Source organism: Flavicella marina, from assembly GCF_009193215.1.
Taxonomy (GTDB): domain Bacteria; phylum Bacteroidota; class Bacteroidia; order Flavobacteriales; family Flavobacteriaceae; genus Flavicella; species Flavicella marina.
Genome location: NZ_VYVA01000004.1, coordinates 94,030 through 111,201 on the forward strand (window position 1 = coordinate 94,030; position 17,172 = coordinate 111,201).

Here is a 17,172-nt window from a genome sequence, read left to right on the forward strand (position 1 = left end):
TTTATGCAAAAAAGTTTTGATTGATATTTTTGTAAAAATCAATCATTCATTTTTCCAAAATCCCAGTCATCTGCATAAATACCATAATAATAATCCATTTCATATTTTACTGCATACACTTCGTCTTTATCAATTTTCTCATTGATATGATAGGCGTAAACTTTTACCCCAATATTTCTTAAATTCTTAAATAGTTCTGTGTGTTTGGCTAACGATTTTCTCGACATCGCCACATATTTAATGTTTAATTCTTTTAACTTTTTTAATATGTTGTGTTCATCAGAAAAAATAAGATTTTCAGACACAATTGGTTCAATATTATTTTCTTTAGCAACATGCACCGCCTCCCAAGTAAACAACTCCATCATCAATCGATTTTTAAACTGAAACTCTTTTACGAATTTTTTAGGAGAATTTACTTTATCGGTTATCAATACTGCATCAGGATGCGCTGCAAACCATTTATTCACAAGATTTATATCTAGTGGAGTATAACGATTTGCTATCTTAGATGCTAAAAATATGTCAAGAGAAACAGGCACTTCGCCATAGTGGCTTGTAAAAGCTTTCCATTCATCCCAATCATGTACTGCCACAAACACATCATCTGAAGTCGATCTAAAATCAATTTCAAACAACCTGAAGCCTTTTTCATAACTATTATTCATAGCTTCTAATGAATTCGTGTAATTTAGTCCGTCAATTGCTCCTCCTGCATGTGCAATAAAACGTAATGTGTCTTTTTTATATTGATCATACTTATCAGATAATTTCGGTATCAAAACGGAGTTTCCTGCCCCACCAGAAAACCCAGATATGTTCAGCTTTGTAAGCTCGGTAATATTATTTTCTACGTATAAATTTAAATCTTCATCCACTTGTTCTGACAAAAATGAAATATTATGATCAATACCTGAAAGATCTAGAATCATTTTAGGTAAATCTAATTGGTATCGCTTTATAGAATCTTCTGCTATAGTTTTATTTTTAGGAGAATTGGTAAGTAAATACAATCCTCTTTCACCAGTTTCATAAAATATTTCTGGACTACCATGTTTCAAATGATCAGGTATAATATAAATCTGTGTACTGTCTAAAAAATTGTTTTTCTCTAAAAAGGCTAGAAAATCTGCAACCATATAATCAACGGATGCAACCATAAACTCTAAATCTGATTTTTGTGGATTGATATATTTTTCCATTCTATCATCATATATTCCATCAGGGTTGTGAGTACTTAATGTGGATAAAAAGAGTGTGAAGTTTTCATTTTTGTTTTTTTGATCTACAACAATATTTTTTGCTATTTCAAACAAATCTTTATCCATAGAACTATCCCCCAAAGAAGTAAAATCAATAATCTCGTCAACTCCTAATGCATAAAGCATATTTTCCGTTCCAGAGAATTTTGCGTCTTTCGACAAATAGATGTTTTTGTACCCCAATCGACTGAAAACAGTATAGATACTAGGAATACTGGCTTGATGAAACGTTTGAAAAATAGAATTATGTTCACTTCCAAAAAAAGCTGGGTATCCTGTTAATGTTGTATAAAGAGAACCACTTGTCCACTTACTACCTTCATTTTCATTTACCTCAAAATATGTCCAATCGTTATTCGTTTTTAGCCTTCTTAAATTAGGAGTAAGATGTTTCATTTTATCACTCAGATATCCTTTTTCAAAAGACTCTAATGACAAAATAATTACATTTTTTTTATGCGCTGAAAAAGCTTCAACATCTTTAATTTCAGTAGTCTTTAATTTTAATCTAGATGCTATTTCTTTGTAGCTAAAATCAGTACTTGTATTATACAATTGAAGGAGTTTATTAGCCTCAAAAAGCACACCCTTCTCTTTCGTCATAACGATAATGGAAGTAGCAAATATCAAAATTGAAAAACCAATCCTTATAACTGCACGATTCTTTCTATCAAATAAAAGAAATAGTTTGTTTATTATTCTACGAGAATAAACAAAAGTCAACCCTATTAGTGTCCAAAGAATAAACAAGAATAGTATAAAATTAATCCTGAATAAATGTATCAATGAGAGTACATCTCTTACATTAAAATGTATTAAAAAACGGTAGTTAACAAATGACTGCAATAGATAGATACTCAATAGCTCTGCCATCAAAATAAATGACAATACGATCGCAATAACTATCTTTACTCTTTTGTTGTTAATAAAATAAGTCAACAGCAAAAAACATACATAAAGTAATATGATATTTAAAAGTCTAATCTCCCCACCTACAATATCAATAATTTGCTTCATAAAAATTAATTCAATTTTGAAAAATACTTCCAAACACCATTTTCTTTTTCGAAAAACGAATTTTCGTGAATAACAGACACCTTGCCTCCTTCAAAAAAATATGCTTTGAATTCTACCGTACCGGTTGTATCTACATCAGAACCTTTGGTTGAATTTAATACTTCTAATTTTATCCAGCTAACAGATTTGGCCCAAGCTTCAATTTCTTTGGCTTCATTTTTACTTGGTTGTGTTTTTGTATGATGACTCTTTTGAAGGTAATTTCCATTCGCCATTGTAAATGCAGTGTACCTAGAGCGCATCAAATCTTCAGCAGAGATTGCTTTTCTGATATCGAGATGCACAACGCCACAGCATTTTTCGTATTCCGCATCTCTTCCACAGTTACAATTAACAGACATTACGATTCTTCATTATTTAGTTCATTGTGCTTTTTTACCAATTCCTTCAATCGTTGTTGACGAGCGAGTTTCTCCTCTCGTTTTTTATTCAATTTACGATTCATCAACTTTGTATGTTTCGCTTTGTTCTTCGTGTTTTTTTCTTTTCCTTTTTTAGGCATATTAAAACTGTTTATTGGCAATAATATCACCGGCCAATTGCAACAACACAAGTTCAGCTGTTTTCGCTGAATACTTCGCTGCACTATAGGTCAGCTCAGCATTCACCAAATTTACTTGTGCCAATCTAAAGTCAATAGAACTAATTTGTCCTAATTTATAATACTCCGTAGATCTTTCAAAATTTAATTTGTTCGTTTCTACGTTTACCTTTTGAACTTTTAATGTAAACAAGGCGTTTTGATAAATCTCCCATGCATTGTTTACATCACGTTTCAAAAATTCTTCTTGTTGTTCTTTTTGCGTCTCTAATCGATCGACCGCAATCTTAGCATTTCTAACACGTGTAGTGGTATTTCCCCCATCGAACAAGTTCCAAGTCAAACCTACTCCAGCATTCAATCCGTTTTGATATCGCTCAACCGTACTAAAGGGATTGTCTGGATTAAAAGGGTCACTATAATTTTTTGACCATGCATAAGAACTCGTCAAACTTACATTTGGCATCCACCCTGAATTGTTAATTTTCACATCGTACTCTCCCAGTTCCAAAGCTTTTTTCGCTTGTAAATAATCTACATTATTTTCTAATGATTTTTCCAATACATATTCTAAATACATATCATCTAAATATACAATTGTAGTATCAACTGAAACCTCTTTATTCACATCGGTTCCTAGTACGATATTCAAATCTCTTTTAGCATTTGCCAATTCTCTTTGAACTCCTAAATATGTAATACTGTCATTATTTAAGTCGACCTCTGCATTGAGCACATCTAATTTTGTATTTTGACCGTAATCAGATCCGTATGTAGCACGTTTCAATCTTTCTTTAGAAATTTCTAGAGTTTGTTTTTGATTGTCTAAATTTTCTGTCAACCTAGCAACTTCATAGTATGCAGAAAATAACGTGATCAACGTATTCTCTAAAACTGCTCTTGCTTGTAACTCCGTTAAATTATAGGTTTCTTTTAATTTACCATAAGTATAATACCTCCCTAGACCATTAAAAAGTGTATAATTAAATCCTACTGATGCACTCAGGTTTTTTGACTCTAAACTACTTGTAGACACTACATCTCCTGAAATCTGAGTTGCTTCAGAGTCATTCAAATCATAAGAAGCATTTGCATTCGTAAATAAAGTTGGCAAATAGCCACTGTTGTAAACACTTGCATTATTTCTTGCTGTCTCAAGACTATTTTCTGTAAGAATAATATCATAATTATTCTCTAAAGTTTGCAATATAGCTTCTTCCTTTGTAAGTAAATCTTGCGCTGATATATGAGCAAACACAACAAGAAACAACACGAAAACTATTATCTTTTCTTTTCTCATAATTCCAATTCTTTTTGTTCGTACTCCATTTCTTTAATAGCTCTTTCTACAGATTCTCTTGAAGGTTTTGTACCGCTAATAAACCATTTTACATATATTTTGACCCAATTCGCAAAAGACAATAAAATTGGTAAGGTTAATAATGTTAAAAAAGTAGCTATAATAATACCATAAGCGATAGAAATTGCCATTGGAATTAAAAATTGTGCTTGCCTACTTGTCTCAAAAATCAACGGTACCAATCCAGCTACTGTGGTAATCGTTGTTAAGAAAATCGCTCTAAATCTAGATTTACCAGCATGGTACAAAGCTTCATCAAACAACATTCCTTCCTTTAAAAAGGAATTGAATTTACTAATCAACACCAAACCATCATTTACCATGATACCTATCAAGGCAATAATTCCCAACATGGAAAGCATGTTTACCGGAAAATTATGAATATAATGCCCCCAACCTACACCAACAAAACTAATTGGCACCATCAGCAACAACATAAATGGCTGTCCATAAGATCTAAAAGTAAATACAATTACGATATAAATCAACAACAAGATAACTCCTCCAACAGTAGGAATATTACTCAATACTTTTGCCGCTTCTCTATTCTGCCCTTCATATAATACCGATACTTGAGGATATTTATCCAACATGTCAGCAATAACCGTTCCTTTCAAATCTTGTAAAACTTCAGTAGCCGACGATTTATCATCTTTTAAATCGGCTTCTACTCTAATTTCACGCAACCCATTCAAATGGTTGATTTTTATTTCACCTCGTTCTATTTCATAGGCTGCAACTTCTGAAAAAGCTACCTTTGCTCCGGTAGGTGTAGCTATCCTCATGTCATCTAGATTTTTAATAGAAGAACGTTCTTCTCTATTGTATCGAACCCAAATTTTTATTTCGTCTTGACCTCGTTGAAATCGCTGTATTTGATATCCAAAAAATCCACTTCTAACTTGAGACATGATATCTTGATACGTCAAACCTAGCAAATAAGCACTTTCTTTTAGTTTGATTTTTATTTCTTTTATTCCCTGTGGATCATTATCAGAAATATCTTTCAAAATTGGATTGTTTTCAAAACTCTGTTTCAGATCTGATTTGGCATTTTTTAACTGTTCTATATCATTTGACAATAAAGAAACAGAAATTGGACTACCTCCAAATCGCCCTCCAGAACCAAACACTAAAGACTCTACTCCATATACCGGTCCAACTGCAGACCTAAACATATTTGCCAATTCAATCGCATTAAAATCTCTTGTTTCACCTGGAAGCAAGTTTACATTTAGCGACGCTGTAGAAGTTCCTGAACCCAATCTCTTTATTACATTATCAACTACAGATAAATTACCGGTTTGTTTGGCTGTCAATTCTTCATTTACTTCCCAAACCTTATCTTCTATCATACTTATAATAGAATCTGTAATTTTTTCATTTGTTCCTTGAGGCATTTGAAGAGAAATAGCAACTCTATCACTGGCAATATTCGGGAAAAACGTAGCCCTTATTAGTCCTCCTTTAAACGCTCCTAACGTAATAATGAATAATGCAATTGGTATCGTGATTCCTAAAAATTTATTTTTCAATACAAATTTCAAAGCAGGTCCATACAAACGATCACGCATATAGTCCATCACCTTTTCTGCATGTTTGTTGATTACATTTACCTTTTCATTTCTATCCAAGGCTTTTGAATGTGCGACATGTGCAGGCAAAATAATCAACGCTTCTACCAAGGAAATAACCAATGTAAGCGCCACAACAGTGGCAACTTCACTGAAGTATTCACCAAGTCTTCCATCTAAAAAAAAGAAAACTGAAAAAGCTAAAATCGTAGTAAAAATCGCTGAAAATATTGGAGGTACCACTTCCATAGTACCATCAATCGCTGCCCTTACTGGATTTTTTCCTTTCTCGTAGTGATGGTAAATATTTTCTGAAATTACTATTCCATCGTCCACTAGAATTCCAATTACGATAATCATCCCAAAAAGAGACAATACATTAATCGTTACATTAAAATAACCAGCTAACATAAACATCCCGAAAAAAGCAACAGGCAACCCAGCAGCAACCCACAAGGCTAGACGAGGTCTTAAAAACAGTGATAAAAACAATAGCACCAACAACATCCCTTGCCAAGCATTCGTAAATAAAAGTTTTGTTCTCTCTACTAAGGTTATCGACGAGTCTCTTGCAACTACTAACTTTACATTGTCGTGCTTTTCATTGAATTCGGCAATGTACTTATTTACTTTTTCTGCAGTCCCTATTAAATCTTCGCTATTTGTATTATCTACACGAACCCTTACTGATAAATCACCGTTGTAATACAATCTATTGGGAGATTCATTCCATCTATCTGTAACTTCTGCAATATCTTTCAATCGAATTACTCGCCCATTTTGATCTGCTCTTACAACCATAGAATTCATATCAATTCCATAATAAGATCTATTTTTAGCTCGAATCAAAAACTCTTCTGAATTGGTTTTTACAGAACCACCTGAAGTAAGAATATTATTTTTTGATACTGCTTGAGCAACATCTGCAAATGTCAAATCAAAAGCTCTCAAAGAACTCTCACTAACAGCGATTTCAATCTCTTCAGCCGGAAACCCCATAATGGAAATCTGCGAAACGCCATCCATCCGTCTTAAATCATTCTCGATTTCTCTTGAAAAGGTTTTCAAAGATTTCAAAGGAATTCCATCTCCGGTAATCACAAAACTTATTGTTTCACGTATTCGCTCTACCTTAGCAACCACCGGAGGCTCCATACCCGTGGGAAAATTTGGTACTTTATCAACTGCATTTTTAACGTCTGCTAAAACCTCATTGATATCGTAACCCTTAATTATTTCTATAGAAATCGATGAAGAATTCTCGTTAGAGGTAGAAGTGATTCGATCAATACCAACAATTCCTTTTAAATTATCTTCTATTTTTAAGACAACACCTTCTTCCATTTCTAAAGGCGATGCCCCTGGATAAGCAACACTCACTGAAATCTGATCAGACTCGGATAAAGGAAAAAATGAAGAATTCAAATTCGAATATCCGAAAATACCCAATAGCACAAATGCTATGATGATGATATTTACAGATACAGGGTACTTTATAAAATAAGAAATTATTTTTTTCATCCCCCTATTCTTTTGAGTCAATAAATTGCTTTGCAGGCATACCATCAAATGCACCTAAAACAGGTTTCGAAATTAAATCGACCCCGTCTGGAATCCCTTTTACAATAACCGAGTTCCTTTTGTAATATACAGGCGTGACGGGAATTTTTCTCAAAATAGAGTCTTTAAATATAAATACATGTTCTTTTTTTATCAATAAATTTCGAGGAATTTCATAGGAATCAGGAACACCTCTTGCATTTACTTCAGCTTCTAGATAAATACCTTCTCTAAGGTTATCACCGCTAACTTCAATGAAAACATCAAGTGTTTGACTATTCAAATCAATTTTACCACCAACTCTAACAACTTTACCGGTAACCTTTATCGTTTTTGTCAAATCTGTTAATTCAACTTTTTTACCAATTCTAATATCATTAGCTAGACTTGCATTTACCGATAATACCAATTCATAAGTATCTGTGTTGATAAACTCACCCATTATCTGACCTTGCCTCACCAACGCACCTTCATTAACATTTACCTCAATGATTACACCATCAAAAGGAGCTCGAATATTGTATTTCTCTAAACGAACCTCTAAGTTTTTGATGTTATAGTAAGTCGTGTATATATCTTTAGCAGTGATGAAATATTTTTCTTTATCGGAAGAAGGCTCAGGAATCGCCTTTATTTTTTTGTCAACTTCAAAATTATTCAAATAATGCAACCATTTTTCGAAAGATTCAGGATAATCCATTCGTAAATCTGGCATTATTGAAACAATTAAATTTTGAAAAATACTTTTCTGAGCTTTTAAGGTTGCAACATGTTCATCGCTATTTATCGCAAGTAAAGTCTCTCCTTTTTTAAATGCTACACCAACTCTAAACTCTTTTTTAGAATTCTCTAAAACACCTTGAACTTCGGAATATAATACAACCCTGTCTTTCGATCGTAAACTACCTTTTTCTTTAATTACTATCGGAATTTCTGCATTCTTAACAACTTCTGTAAAAACCGTTTTTTGAACTTTTGACACCACCCTTTCTTTCTCTTTCTTATTATTAATAAAGAATTGGTAAACTCCTAATGACAGACCTAAAACCACGAATCCAAGAATTACGAATCTATATTTTTTCATGTAGTACTTTGTAAAATTAAAACGATATCGAAATTGATAATTTCTAGAAATAAAATAAGATGCTACCCTTATTCTATATTTTTGACATCAAATATACAAACATCATGCCTAACAGTACTTAAAACCACCTTTTAAACAATACTTAATTACTAGCGTATGTTATATGATTCTTTCAAATGAAAACCAAAGCTCAGAAAACAAAAAAAGTCTACACAAAACGTGTAGACTTTTTATAAAAATTTGGTGGGCAATGAGGGATTCGAACCCCCGACCCCCTCGGTGTAAACGAGGTGCTCTGAACCAACTGAGCTAATTGCCCTAAGCGGTTGCAAATATAAAACCTATTTTGAGATAAACAAGCATATTTATTGAATATTTACAGTTTATTTTAAAATAAAACTATTAAGTTTTGAGAACGAACCATTTAGCAAAAAATATTTTTCTTCATGTTCTTTAACATAAAAAATCAACCTCATAATTCTTTTAAAAACTAACAAGTATAGCTTATATTTTTAACTATTTTTACTTTCGAACCTATCACTTTGTTATCCATGACATCAGAACACGACATTTTAAATCTTCAAAATAATCTGGATGGAGAATTTTATACAGACAACCTACAAAAAACGATCTACGCAACAGATGCTTCTGTTTATAGAAAAATGCCTTTTGCGGTTGCCATTCCAAAAACAAAAGAAGATTTAAAACTATTGACAAGTTTTGCCAATGAGCACAAACTAGCTCTGACTCCAAGAACAGCTGGAACTTCTTTAGCAGGTCAATGTGTTACAGACGGAATAGTTGTGGATACATCGAAATACTTTAACAAAATTATTTCTTTTGATGCAAAAGCCAAAACGGTTACTGTACAGCCTGGTGTGATTAGAGATGATTTGAATCGTTATTTAAAACCTCATGGGCTCTTTTTTGGTCCTAATACATCAACTTCTAATCGTTGTATGATTGGTGGAATGGTAGGAAATAACTCTTCAGGAACTACCTCTATTCGATATGGGGTTACAAGAGATAAACTAATTGCATTAGAAACCATTTTAAGCGATGGTTCAGAAGCTACTTTCGAAAGAATTAGTTCAGAGAATTTTATAGCCAAAACCAAAGGAAACACTTTAGAAAGCAAGATATATCAAACAATTTATAAAGAATTATCTAACGAATCAATTCAAAAAAACATTCACAAAGAATTTCCATTACCAGATATCCATAGAAGAAATACAGGATATGCAGTTGATTCTTTACTGAAATCTGAACTATTTGGAGGAAATGAAAAAGATGTCAATGTATGTGATTTGTTATGTGGAAGTGAGGGAACTTTAGCGTTTTCGACAAAAATCACTTTACAGTTAGACAACCTCCCTCCTACACAAAACATTATGGTATGTGCACATTTTACAAGTGTGCAAGAAAGTTTAGAAGCAGTTGTTGTCGCAATGAAACATCATTTGTACAATTGTGAATTGATGGATAAAATAATTCTTGATTGTACGAAAAACAATTTGGATCAAAAGAAAAATAGATTTTTCTTAAAGGGTGATCCAGAAGCCATATTAATGCTTGAAGTAGCCTCAAATTCATTGGAAGAAACCGAAGTACTCGCAGAAAAATTGATTTCAGATTTGAAAGCGGCAAACTTCGGTTACCATTATCCAAAAGTACATGGAGCAGAAATTGTAAAAGTCCACAACCTAAGAAAAGCCGGACTCGGACTCTTAGGGAACATCATAGGAGATCCAAAAGCCGTAGCTTGTATTGAAGATACTGCGGTACTTGTTAAAGATTTACCCAACTATATATCTGAATTTACGAGTATGATGGATAAATTTGGACAAAAAGCTGTCTATTATGCACATGCAGGTGCTGGTGAAATACACTTGCGTCCGATTCTTAATCTTAAGAAAAAAGAAGATGTAACATTATTTAGAACAATCACCACAGAAACCGCAAAAATGGTAAAGCGCTATCAAGGCTCTTTTAGCGGTGAGCATGGTGACGGAATTGTACGTTCAGAATTTATTCCTCTGATGATTGGCAGTCAAAACTACGAATTGTTAAAGAGAATAAAATCCGCGTTTGACCCTCAAAACATTATGAATCCAGGAAAGATCGTTCACCCCTATCCTATGGATAAAAACCTAAGATACGAAGCCGATAGAAAAGAGCCCACCATCAAAACCTTGATGAATTTTGACGACAATGAGGGAATCCTAAGACTTACCGAAAAGTGTAATGGAACAGGTGAATGCAGAAAATCACCCGAAGCTGGAGGTACAATGTGTCCTAGCTATAGAGCTACAAAAGATGAAAAGAATAGCACACGTGCAAGAGCAAACACCTTAAGAGAATTTTTAACAAACAGCGACAAACCAAATAAATTTGACCATGAAGAGCTACATGAAGTTTTTGATTTATGTCTAAACTGTAAAGGTTGTACCAGCGAATGCCCAAGCAATGTAGATATTTCAATATTAAAAGCAGAATTTTTACATCAATACTACCAAACAAATAAAATTTCTTTTAGAACCAAATTATTCGCTCACAACGCCAAGTACAATAAAATAGGAAGCCTATTCCCTAGCATTACTAATTTTTTTTTAGAAAAAAAACTCACTAAAAATTTCATGGGTATTGCGAAAGAACGGTCTATCCCTAAATTATCAAAAGAAACTCTAAAGAGCTTCTATTTAAAAAACAAAGCAAAACTATCTGAAAACTCACCCAATGGTAAGGTATATGTGTTTTGTGATGAGTTTACGAATTACATGGATCTTTCAGTTGGAAAAGCTACTTTAAATTTGCTTTCTACAATTGGTTTTGAACCTGTAATTGTTAATCATGATGAGTCAGGGAGAGCAGCTATATCAAAAGGGCTCTTAGATTTTGCCAAAGAAAAAGCAAATAACAACATTGCTGTTTTTAAAGACTTGATCGATAAAGACAACCCTTTGATTGGTATGGAACCTTCAGCAATTTTGTCGTTTAGAGATGAGTATATACGACTTGGAGATGACAAAGCAGCTGCTGAAAAAATAGCTAAAAACACATTCACCATTGAAGAGTTTTTAAAATCGTGTATCGAAAGAAATATTCTAACCACTGAAATGCTAACTTCTGAAGAGAAGACTATTAAAATTCATGGACATTGCCATCAAAAATCTTTAAGTAACATGGAGCCTTCATTTGCCATTTTAAACCTGCCTAGTAATTATAAGGTTACTATCTTAAATACGGGCTGCTGTGGAATGGCTGGGTCTTTTGGTTACGAAAAAGAACATTACGAAATAAGCATGCAAGTCGGTGAAGACACACTTTTTCCTAAATTAAGAAAATTAGATTGTCAAACACTCATAGCTGCTGCAGGTACTAGTTGTCGACATCAAATAAAAGACGGAGTGCAAAAAAATGCGCTTCACCCTGTAGAAATTTTATATGCTGCCATCAAAAAATAACAGCATTCACTATTTGTAAAACACCTAACAAGTCATCCATTAGCAAAATTTCTGAGTATGATTATTCAAACATTATTAATTAACTTACCAAAACGTAAATAACTCACATCGAATAATGGGAAAAACAGCAATTGTTATTGGAGCAACAGGTGCCACGGGTAGAGAGTTGGTTCAACTTTTGGTAACTAATAAACAGTACGACAACATAAAACTATTTTCTAGATCTTCAATAGATATAAAACACCCGAAAATCAAAGAATATTTAGGAAACCTATTTCAATTTGATCAGTTTAAAGATGATTTTTGGGGAGATGAAGTTTACTGCTGTATTGGAACGACTCAAAAACAAACACCAGATAAAAATATTTACGCACTTATAGATTTCGGTATTCCCGTATCCGCTGCGAAAATGGCAAAAGAAAACAACATCAATACTTTTCTTGTCGTTTCTTCTTTAGGAGCAAACAGCAACAGTAAAACATTTTATACGAAAACAAAAGGTGAAATGGAAAATGCAGTTTTAGCAGTCAGAATAAAACACACCTATATCTTTCGCCCATCGTTACTATTACGCAAGACAAAAGAACCAAGAATTGCAGAAAAAATAGCTGGTGTTGTTTTAAAAACAGTTGGAGTTTTACTTGTAGGAAACCTAAAAAAATACAGGGCCATAGACACGAATGTGGTAGCAAAAACCATGATTATTGTAGCAAATAAAAAACCAGAAGAGCAACTATTTTTATCAGATGCCATCCAAGATTTAAGTCTGTAAATTTATTTGATATGAAAAAATACTACATCACTTTACTCATCTTTATTGGTTATTTTTTTACAAATGCACAAAACCTTAGCTATTTAGATCAGGATTCTTTTGACTTTAAAAAAAATGAAACGTATGGTGTAAATGAAAGAAACACATTTGACATCATTCTACCAAAATCAGACAAACAAACACCTTTGGTAATTTTTATTCATGGTGGAGGTTTCAAAAAAGGTAGAAAAGAAAAACTTTATGTTCGAGAAAAAGATATCGCTTATTTTGTCAAGCATAAAATTGCAGTTGCTACTGTAAACTATCAATACAGACAAGACAACGATTCACTCGGAGTAAAACGCTGTATCAATGATGTACAAAAAGCTATTCAATACATTAGACATCATGCAAAAACATACAATTTAGACAAAACTAAATTGGCATGTTACGGAAGTTCGGCCGGTGCTGGAATGAGTTTGTATTTTGCTTTTCAAGACGACAGCAAAATTATAGGTGATACTACTGCAATAGGTGAATCCACTAGATTAACATGTGCTGGTGCGATTGCTACACAAGCAACTTATGACGTATTTCAATGGGAAGAATTTATACCTTATTTAGGATTTTTTATCCTGTTAAAAAAAGCAGCATTCTATGAAATGGCAGCAAATTTTTATGGCTATGAAACCTATGAGGACTTTGAACCTTCAAAAAACACGATTTGTAAAAGTTTGGATATGTTAACCATGATCGATTCAAACGACCCTCCTATTTATCTTCAAAACACACTCGAAAAAACATTTCCAACAAACAATAATATAATCCAACATCATAAAAATCATGCAATTACTGTGGGTGAAAAACTCGATGCTGTAAAAGTTAGCAACATCGTAATTACACATGAAACAAATAGCAAAGAAAAAAAATACCCAATCTATCAATTTATTACAGAACAGCTTCAAAAATAATGCTTAGAATAATTACGCGATCTATAACAAATACAACCTCCTTTCTTATGCTGTTTTTAGGATTGAGCATGCAGGTTACTGCTCAAATCGATTCTACACGTGTGTTTGTTCATGATGGATATATAGAGAAAATGCGGGATTATATAGCAATTGAAAACTCTGTTAATAATGATTATGAAATATTTGAATTAAAAAACAACGGTACAGAATTGCAAATTGCACCAAACATCGGAACTAATTACAGAATTCAAGTGAATTATAAATTTATTTTGGCTGGTTTTCAATTTGCTCCGAAACTCTTTCCAGACAACAGAGATAATGATACCAAAGGAGAAACCAACTCTTTTAATTTTAAAGTAAAAATGGTATTTGACCATTTTTATCATATCGCACAATATTCAAAAAACCAAGGCTACTATTTAAAAAACTCTGCAGACTACACAAACATCGATAACGGTTATATCATTTTTCCTGATTTACATTATCAAGCAATTGAATTAGAATCTGGCTACATACACAACTCTAAATTTTCGTATCGAAGTATTACCTCGCATATGGAAAGGCAAATTAAAAGTGCTGGTACTTTTATACCGATACTCAAACTAAGGTTTTACAATCTTGACGATAGATCATCGAGCATAAACACTCAAAAAACCAATAATATTGAATTTACACTCGGTCCAGGTTATGCCTATAATTTTGTCATTGCTAAAAACTTTTACAGTACTATAGGCGGATTGGTTAGTTTAGGAAATATACACACAAAACTAACCACCAGATTAGAAAATGAGGCAGCTGTGAGCTATCAAAACAACTTACTTATTCAGTGGCAAGGAAAAATTGGATTAGGGTATAATGGACGAAAGTTTTATTCAGGAGCATTTGCAACCTTATCTGAAACCAACTACAATCAAGAGCACACTACAGCAACTAACTTTGAAACAAGAGTCTTTTTCAATTTTTTCGTTGGTTTTAGAATTAAACCACCAAAATTCATTCAGAAAAATGCCGACAAAATTGAGTCAAAATTAGGTTTCTAAACAAATATTATTTGTAATTTAACATCAAAAATAAACTTCATGAGACACGTAATTTTTTGCTTTTTTTGTTTGTTATTAGTTTGTTGTGGCTCAGAATCAGAAGAAAAAAAGGAACAAACAGTACCCAAAGAAAAGCAAGCCAAAGTCTACAAAAAAAGAAGTTTAGAAGAAATCAAATCTTCCGGTGTCTTGCGAGTATCTACCACCTATAGTTCTACCAGCTATTTTTTATATAAAGGAAAAATAATGGGTTTTGAATACGAATTACTACAACGATTTGCAGAGCATTTAGGAGTTCGTCTAGAAATTGAAGTTGCCAACGATATCGATAATTTGATTCCAAACTTAATCAATGGTAAAGTTGATTTAATGGCACATGGACTTACTGTAACCGCAGAAAGAAAAGCTCAAATAAATTTTTCAGACTACATCTACCTTACGAAACAGGTTTTGGTGCAAAAAAAACCAACTAATTGGCGCCAAATGAAATGGAGCAGTCTTGAGCGTTCAATTATCCATGATGCAATGGATTTGTTGAATGATACCGTCGCAATTAGAGAAGAAACTTCTTACAGAGAACGAATCGAAAACTTATCGAATGAATTAGGAGGTACAATTCATATCAAAAAGCTAGATGGTAGTTTAACTACAGATGAAATTATAAAAAAAGTTGCCAAAGGAGAACTAAAGTATACTATTGCAGATGAAAATATAGCCAAAATAATGGCCTCGTATTACCCAATATTGGATATAAGTGTACCTGTCAGTTTTTCTCAAAAAATAGCTTGGGCAACCCGAAAAGAAAGTACCGACTTATTAAACGAACTGAACCAGTGGCTTAAAAAATCAAAGAAAACCGTTGACTATTATGTGATCTATAACAAGTATTTTAAAAATACTCGTGATTTTAAAAAACGCACAAAAAGTAAATTCTACAGTATCAACAGCCACAAGATTAGCAAATATGATGCACTCATAAAAAAACACGCAAAAAAAATTGGCTGGGATTGGAGATTGGTTGCCTCTATCGTATACCAAGAATCAAGGTTCAACCCAAATGCGAAATCCTGGGCAGGTGCAAAAGGCCTCATGCAAATAATGCCAGCAACAGCTAAAGAGCTTGGTGTTGAGAGTCGATCTGACCCAAACCACAGTATAGAAGGTGGAACAAAGTACTTACAATATCTTTACAACAAACTGGATAAAATTGAAGACCCTGTTCAAAGGAAAAAGTTCGCTATCGCTTCGTACAACTGCGGATTCTATCATGTTTTAGACGCACGTAACTTGGCAAAGAAAAGAGGTTTAAACCCAACCATATGGGACCAAAACGTAGAAGACATACTATTGGAACTCAACTTGAAAAAAAACTATTCAGATCCAGTTGTAAAGTACGGATATGTGAATGGTATCGAACCTTATAATTATGTCCAAGAAATATTTGAAAGATACAAACATTACCAAGATTTTATTCCGAAAGGAAATTAAAATAATCCTTAAAGATTTTGTATGTTTAAATCTTCAAAAAAAAATAAACTCTCAATGAAATTTTTTCGTTTACTAGCAGTTGTAATTTTACTAACATCTTCAGCAACTTCACAAACTTACGAAGAACGTATTGCCGATTTAAGTTGTGAATACATACAAGATATAGACATTACTAATGATGTTGAAATCAGTATGAAAAAATGCATTCTTCAAGCAAAATTTGAAGTTGAACAAAAACATCCTGAATTAAAGCCAAATATCTCTATTGAAGAATTAAGAGCAAAATACAAAGAAATTTTTGCTCTAATTTCTAAAAATTGCCCTAGTCTCACCTCCAAAAAGTCAGCTCATAAAAAACACTTAAACTACATTCCTTCAATAAACAAAGAAGCTGTTTTTAACTTTGATAAAGGGAATAGACTTTCAGATGAAAAAAATTACAAAGCAGCTATCACAGCATACAAAAAAGCCATTCGACTTGATGAAAATTACTGCATGGCTTATGATCAATTAGGAATCGCTCATATGCAAATTAACGAAACAAAAAAAGCGATTAAATTTTTTAAAACATCTTTAAAATTATTTCCTGAAGGAGACATCGCTTTGTTAAATATCGGTGAAGCCTATTTATCATTAGAAGACATAAAAGATGCTTCTGTGTATTTTAGCACACTACTCTCATACTACCCTACAAATGCAGATGCTTATTTAGGATTGTCTAAAACTGAGCTTTTAGATGAATTGAATGAACCAGCCCTTTTACATGCAATTTTTGCAGCAAATAATTCTGATACAAACGACGAAGTAAACAGTAAAGCATACAAAATTATCGATGATATTTACAACGTACTGAAGAACAAGGGACAGATTGAAATATTTAACAATATTGCTAAAGAAAATAATTTCGTTTACAACAAATAAATAAGTTCAATTATTTTTTACATTTATAACAAGATCCAAAATCAAGTTATAAATACTTGTAATGAAACTCAAAAACTTT

At 32.7% G+C, this 17,172-nt stretch carries 12 protein-coding genes and 1 tRNA gene; 6 read left to right on the plus strand and 7 right to left on the minus strand.

Annotated features, from left to right (window positions below):
- Positions 1 to 38: 38 nt before the first annotated feature.
- From F6P99_RS09480 to F6P99_RS09505, 7 genes are all read right to left on the minus strand, one after another.
- Positions 39 to 1,865, minus strand: coding sequence for a sulfatase-like hydrolase/transferase (locus F6P99_RS09480; protein ID WP_193316047.1), 1,827 nt, complete (start codon positions 1,863 to 1,865; stop codon positions 39 to 41).
- 419 nt (positions 1,866 to 2,284) lie between these two features.
- Positions 2,285 to 2,680, minus strand: a complete 396-nt coding sequence (locus F6P99_RS09485) for a YchJ family protein (RefSeq protein ID WP_152287243.1) — start codon at positions 2,678 to 2,680, stop codon at positions 2,285 to 2,287.
- Entirely contained in the window at positions 2,680 to 2,841 is a 162-nt protein-coding gene (locus F6P99_RS13415; RefSeq protein ID WP_193316048.1) for a hypothetical protein, read from the minus strand. The genes F6P99_RS09485 and F6P99_RS13415 overlap by 1 nt, the downstream gene beginning before the upstream one ends.
- 1 nt (position 2,842) lies before the next feature.
- A complete protein-coding gene (locus F6P99_RS09490) occupies positions 2,843 to 4,180 on the minus strand; it encodes a TolC family protein (protein WP_152287244.1) in 1,338 nt (445 codons plus the stop codon).
- Positions 4,177 to 7,335 (minus strand): efflux RND transporter permease subunit, encoded by a 3,159-nt coding sequence (locus F6P99_RS09495; RefSeq protein ID WP_152287245.1) that lies wholly within the window; start codon positions 7,333 to 7,335, stop codon positions 4,177 to 4,179. The genes F6P99_RS09490 and F6P99_RS09495 overlap by 4 nt, the downstream gene beginning before the upstream one ends.
- Positions 7,336 to 7,339: 4 nt before the next feature.
- Positions 7,340 to 8,458 carry an efflux RND transporter periplasmic adaptor subunit gene (locus F6P99_RS09500; protein WP_152287246.1) on the minus strand — a complete coding sequence of 373 codons (1,119 nt, stop codon included), beginning with the start codon at positions 8,456 to 8,458 and terminating at the stop codon, positions 7,340 to 7,342.
- 241 nt (positions 8,459 to 8,699) lie between these two features.
- Positions 8,700 to 8,777 (minus strand) — tRNA-Val (locus tag F6P99_RS09505).
- A gap of 232 nt (positions 8,778 to 9,009) precedes the next feature.
- Here F6P99_RS09505 and F6P99_RS09510 point away from each other — a divergent pair.
- From F6P99_RS09510 to F6P99_RS09535, 6 genes are all read left to right on the plus strand, one after another.
- Positions 9,010 to 11,922: an FAD-binding and (Fe-S)-binding domain-containing protein gene (locus F6P99_RS09510; protein WP_152287247.1), complete on the plus strand. Its 2,913-nt coding sequence runs from the start codon at positions 9,010 to 9,012 to the stop codon at positions 11,920 to 11,922.
- Positions 11,923 to 12,037: 115 nt separating this feature from the next.
- Positions 12,038 to 12,694, plus strand: a complete 657-nt coding sequence (locus F6P99_RS09515; RefSeq protein ID WP_152287248.1) for an NAD(P)H-binding protein — start codon at positions 12,038 to 12,040, stop codon at positions 12,692 to 12,694.
- 11 nt (positions 12,695 to 12,705) lie between these two features.
- Entirely contained in the window at positions 12,706 to 13,644 is a 939-nt protein-coding gene (locus F6P99_RS09520) for an alpha/beta hydrolase (RefSeq protein WP_152287249.1), read from the plus strand.
- A gap of 47 nt (positions 13,645 to 13,691) precedes the next feature.
- A complete protein-coding gene (locus F6P99_RS09525) occupies positions 13,692 to 14,684 on the plus strand; it encodes a DUF4421 family protein (protein ID WP_193316049.1) in 993 nt (330 codons plus the stop codon).
- Between the two features lie 39 nt (positions 14,685 to 14,723).
- Positions 14,724 to 16,172: a membrane-bound lytic murein transglycosylase MltF gene (mltF, locus tag F6P99_RS09530; RefSeq protein ID WP_152287251.1), complete on the plus strand. Its 1,449-nt coding sequence runs from the start codon at positions 14,724 to 14,726 to the stop codon at positions 16,170 to 16,172.
- A gap of 54 nt (positions 16,173 to 16,226) precedes the next feature.
- The gene (locus tag F6P99_RS09535; protein WP_193316050.1) at positions 16,227 to 17,093 is read left to right on the plus strand and encodes a tetratricopeptide repeat protein; all 867 of its coding nucleotides are present in this window, start codon (positions 16,227 to 16,229) and stop codon (positions 17,091 to 17,093) included.
- The last annotated feature ends 79 nt before the right edge of the window (positions 17,094 to 17,172 follow it).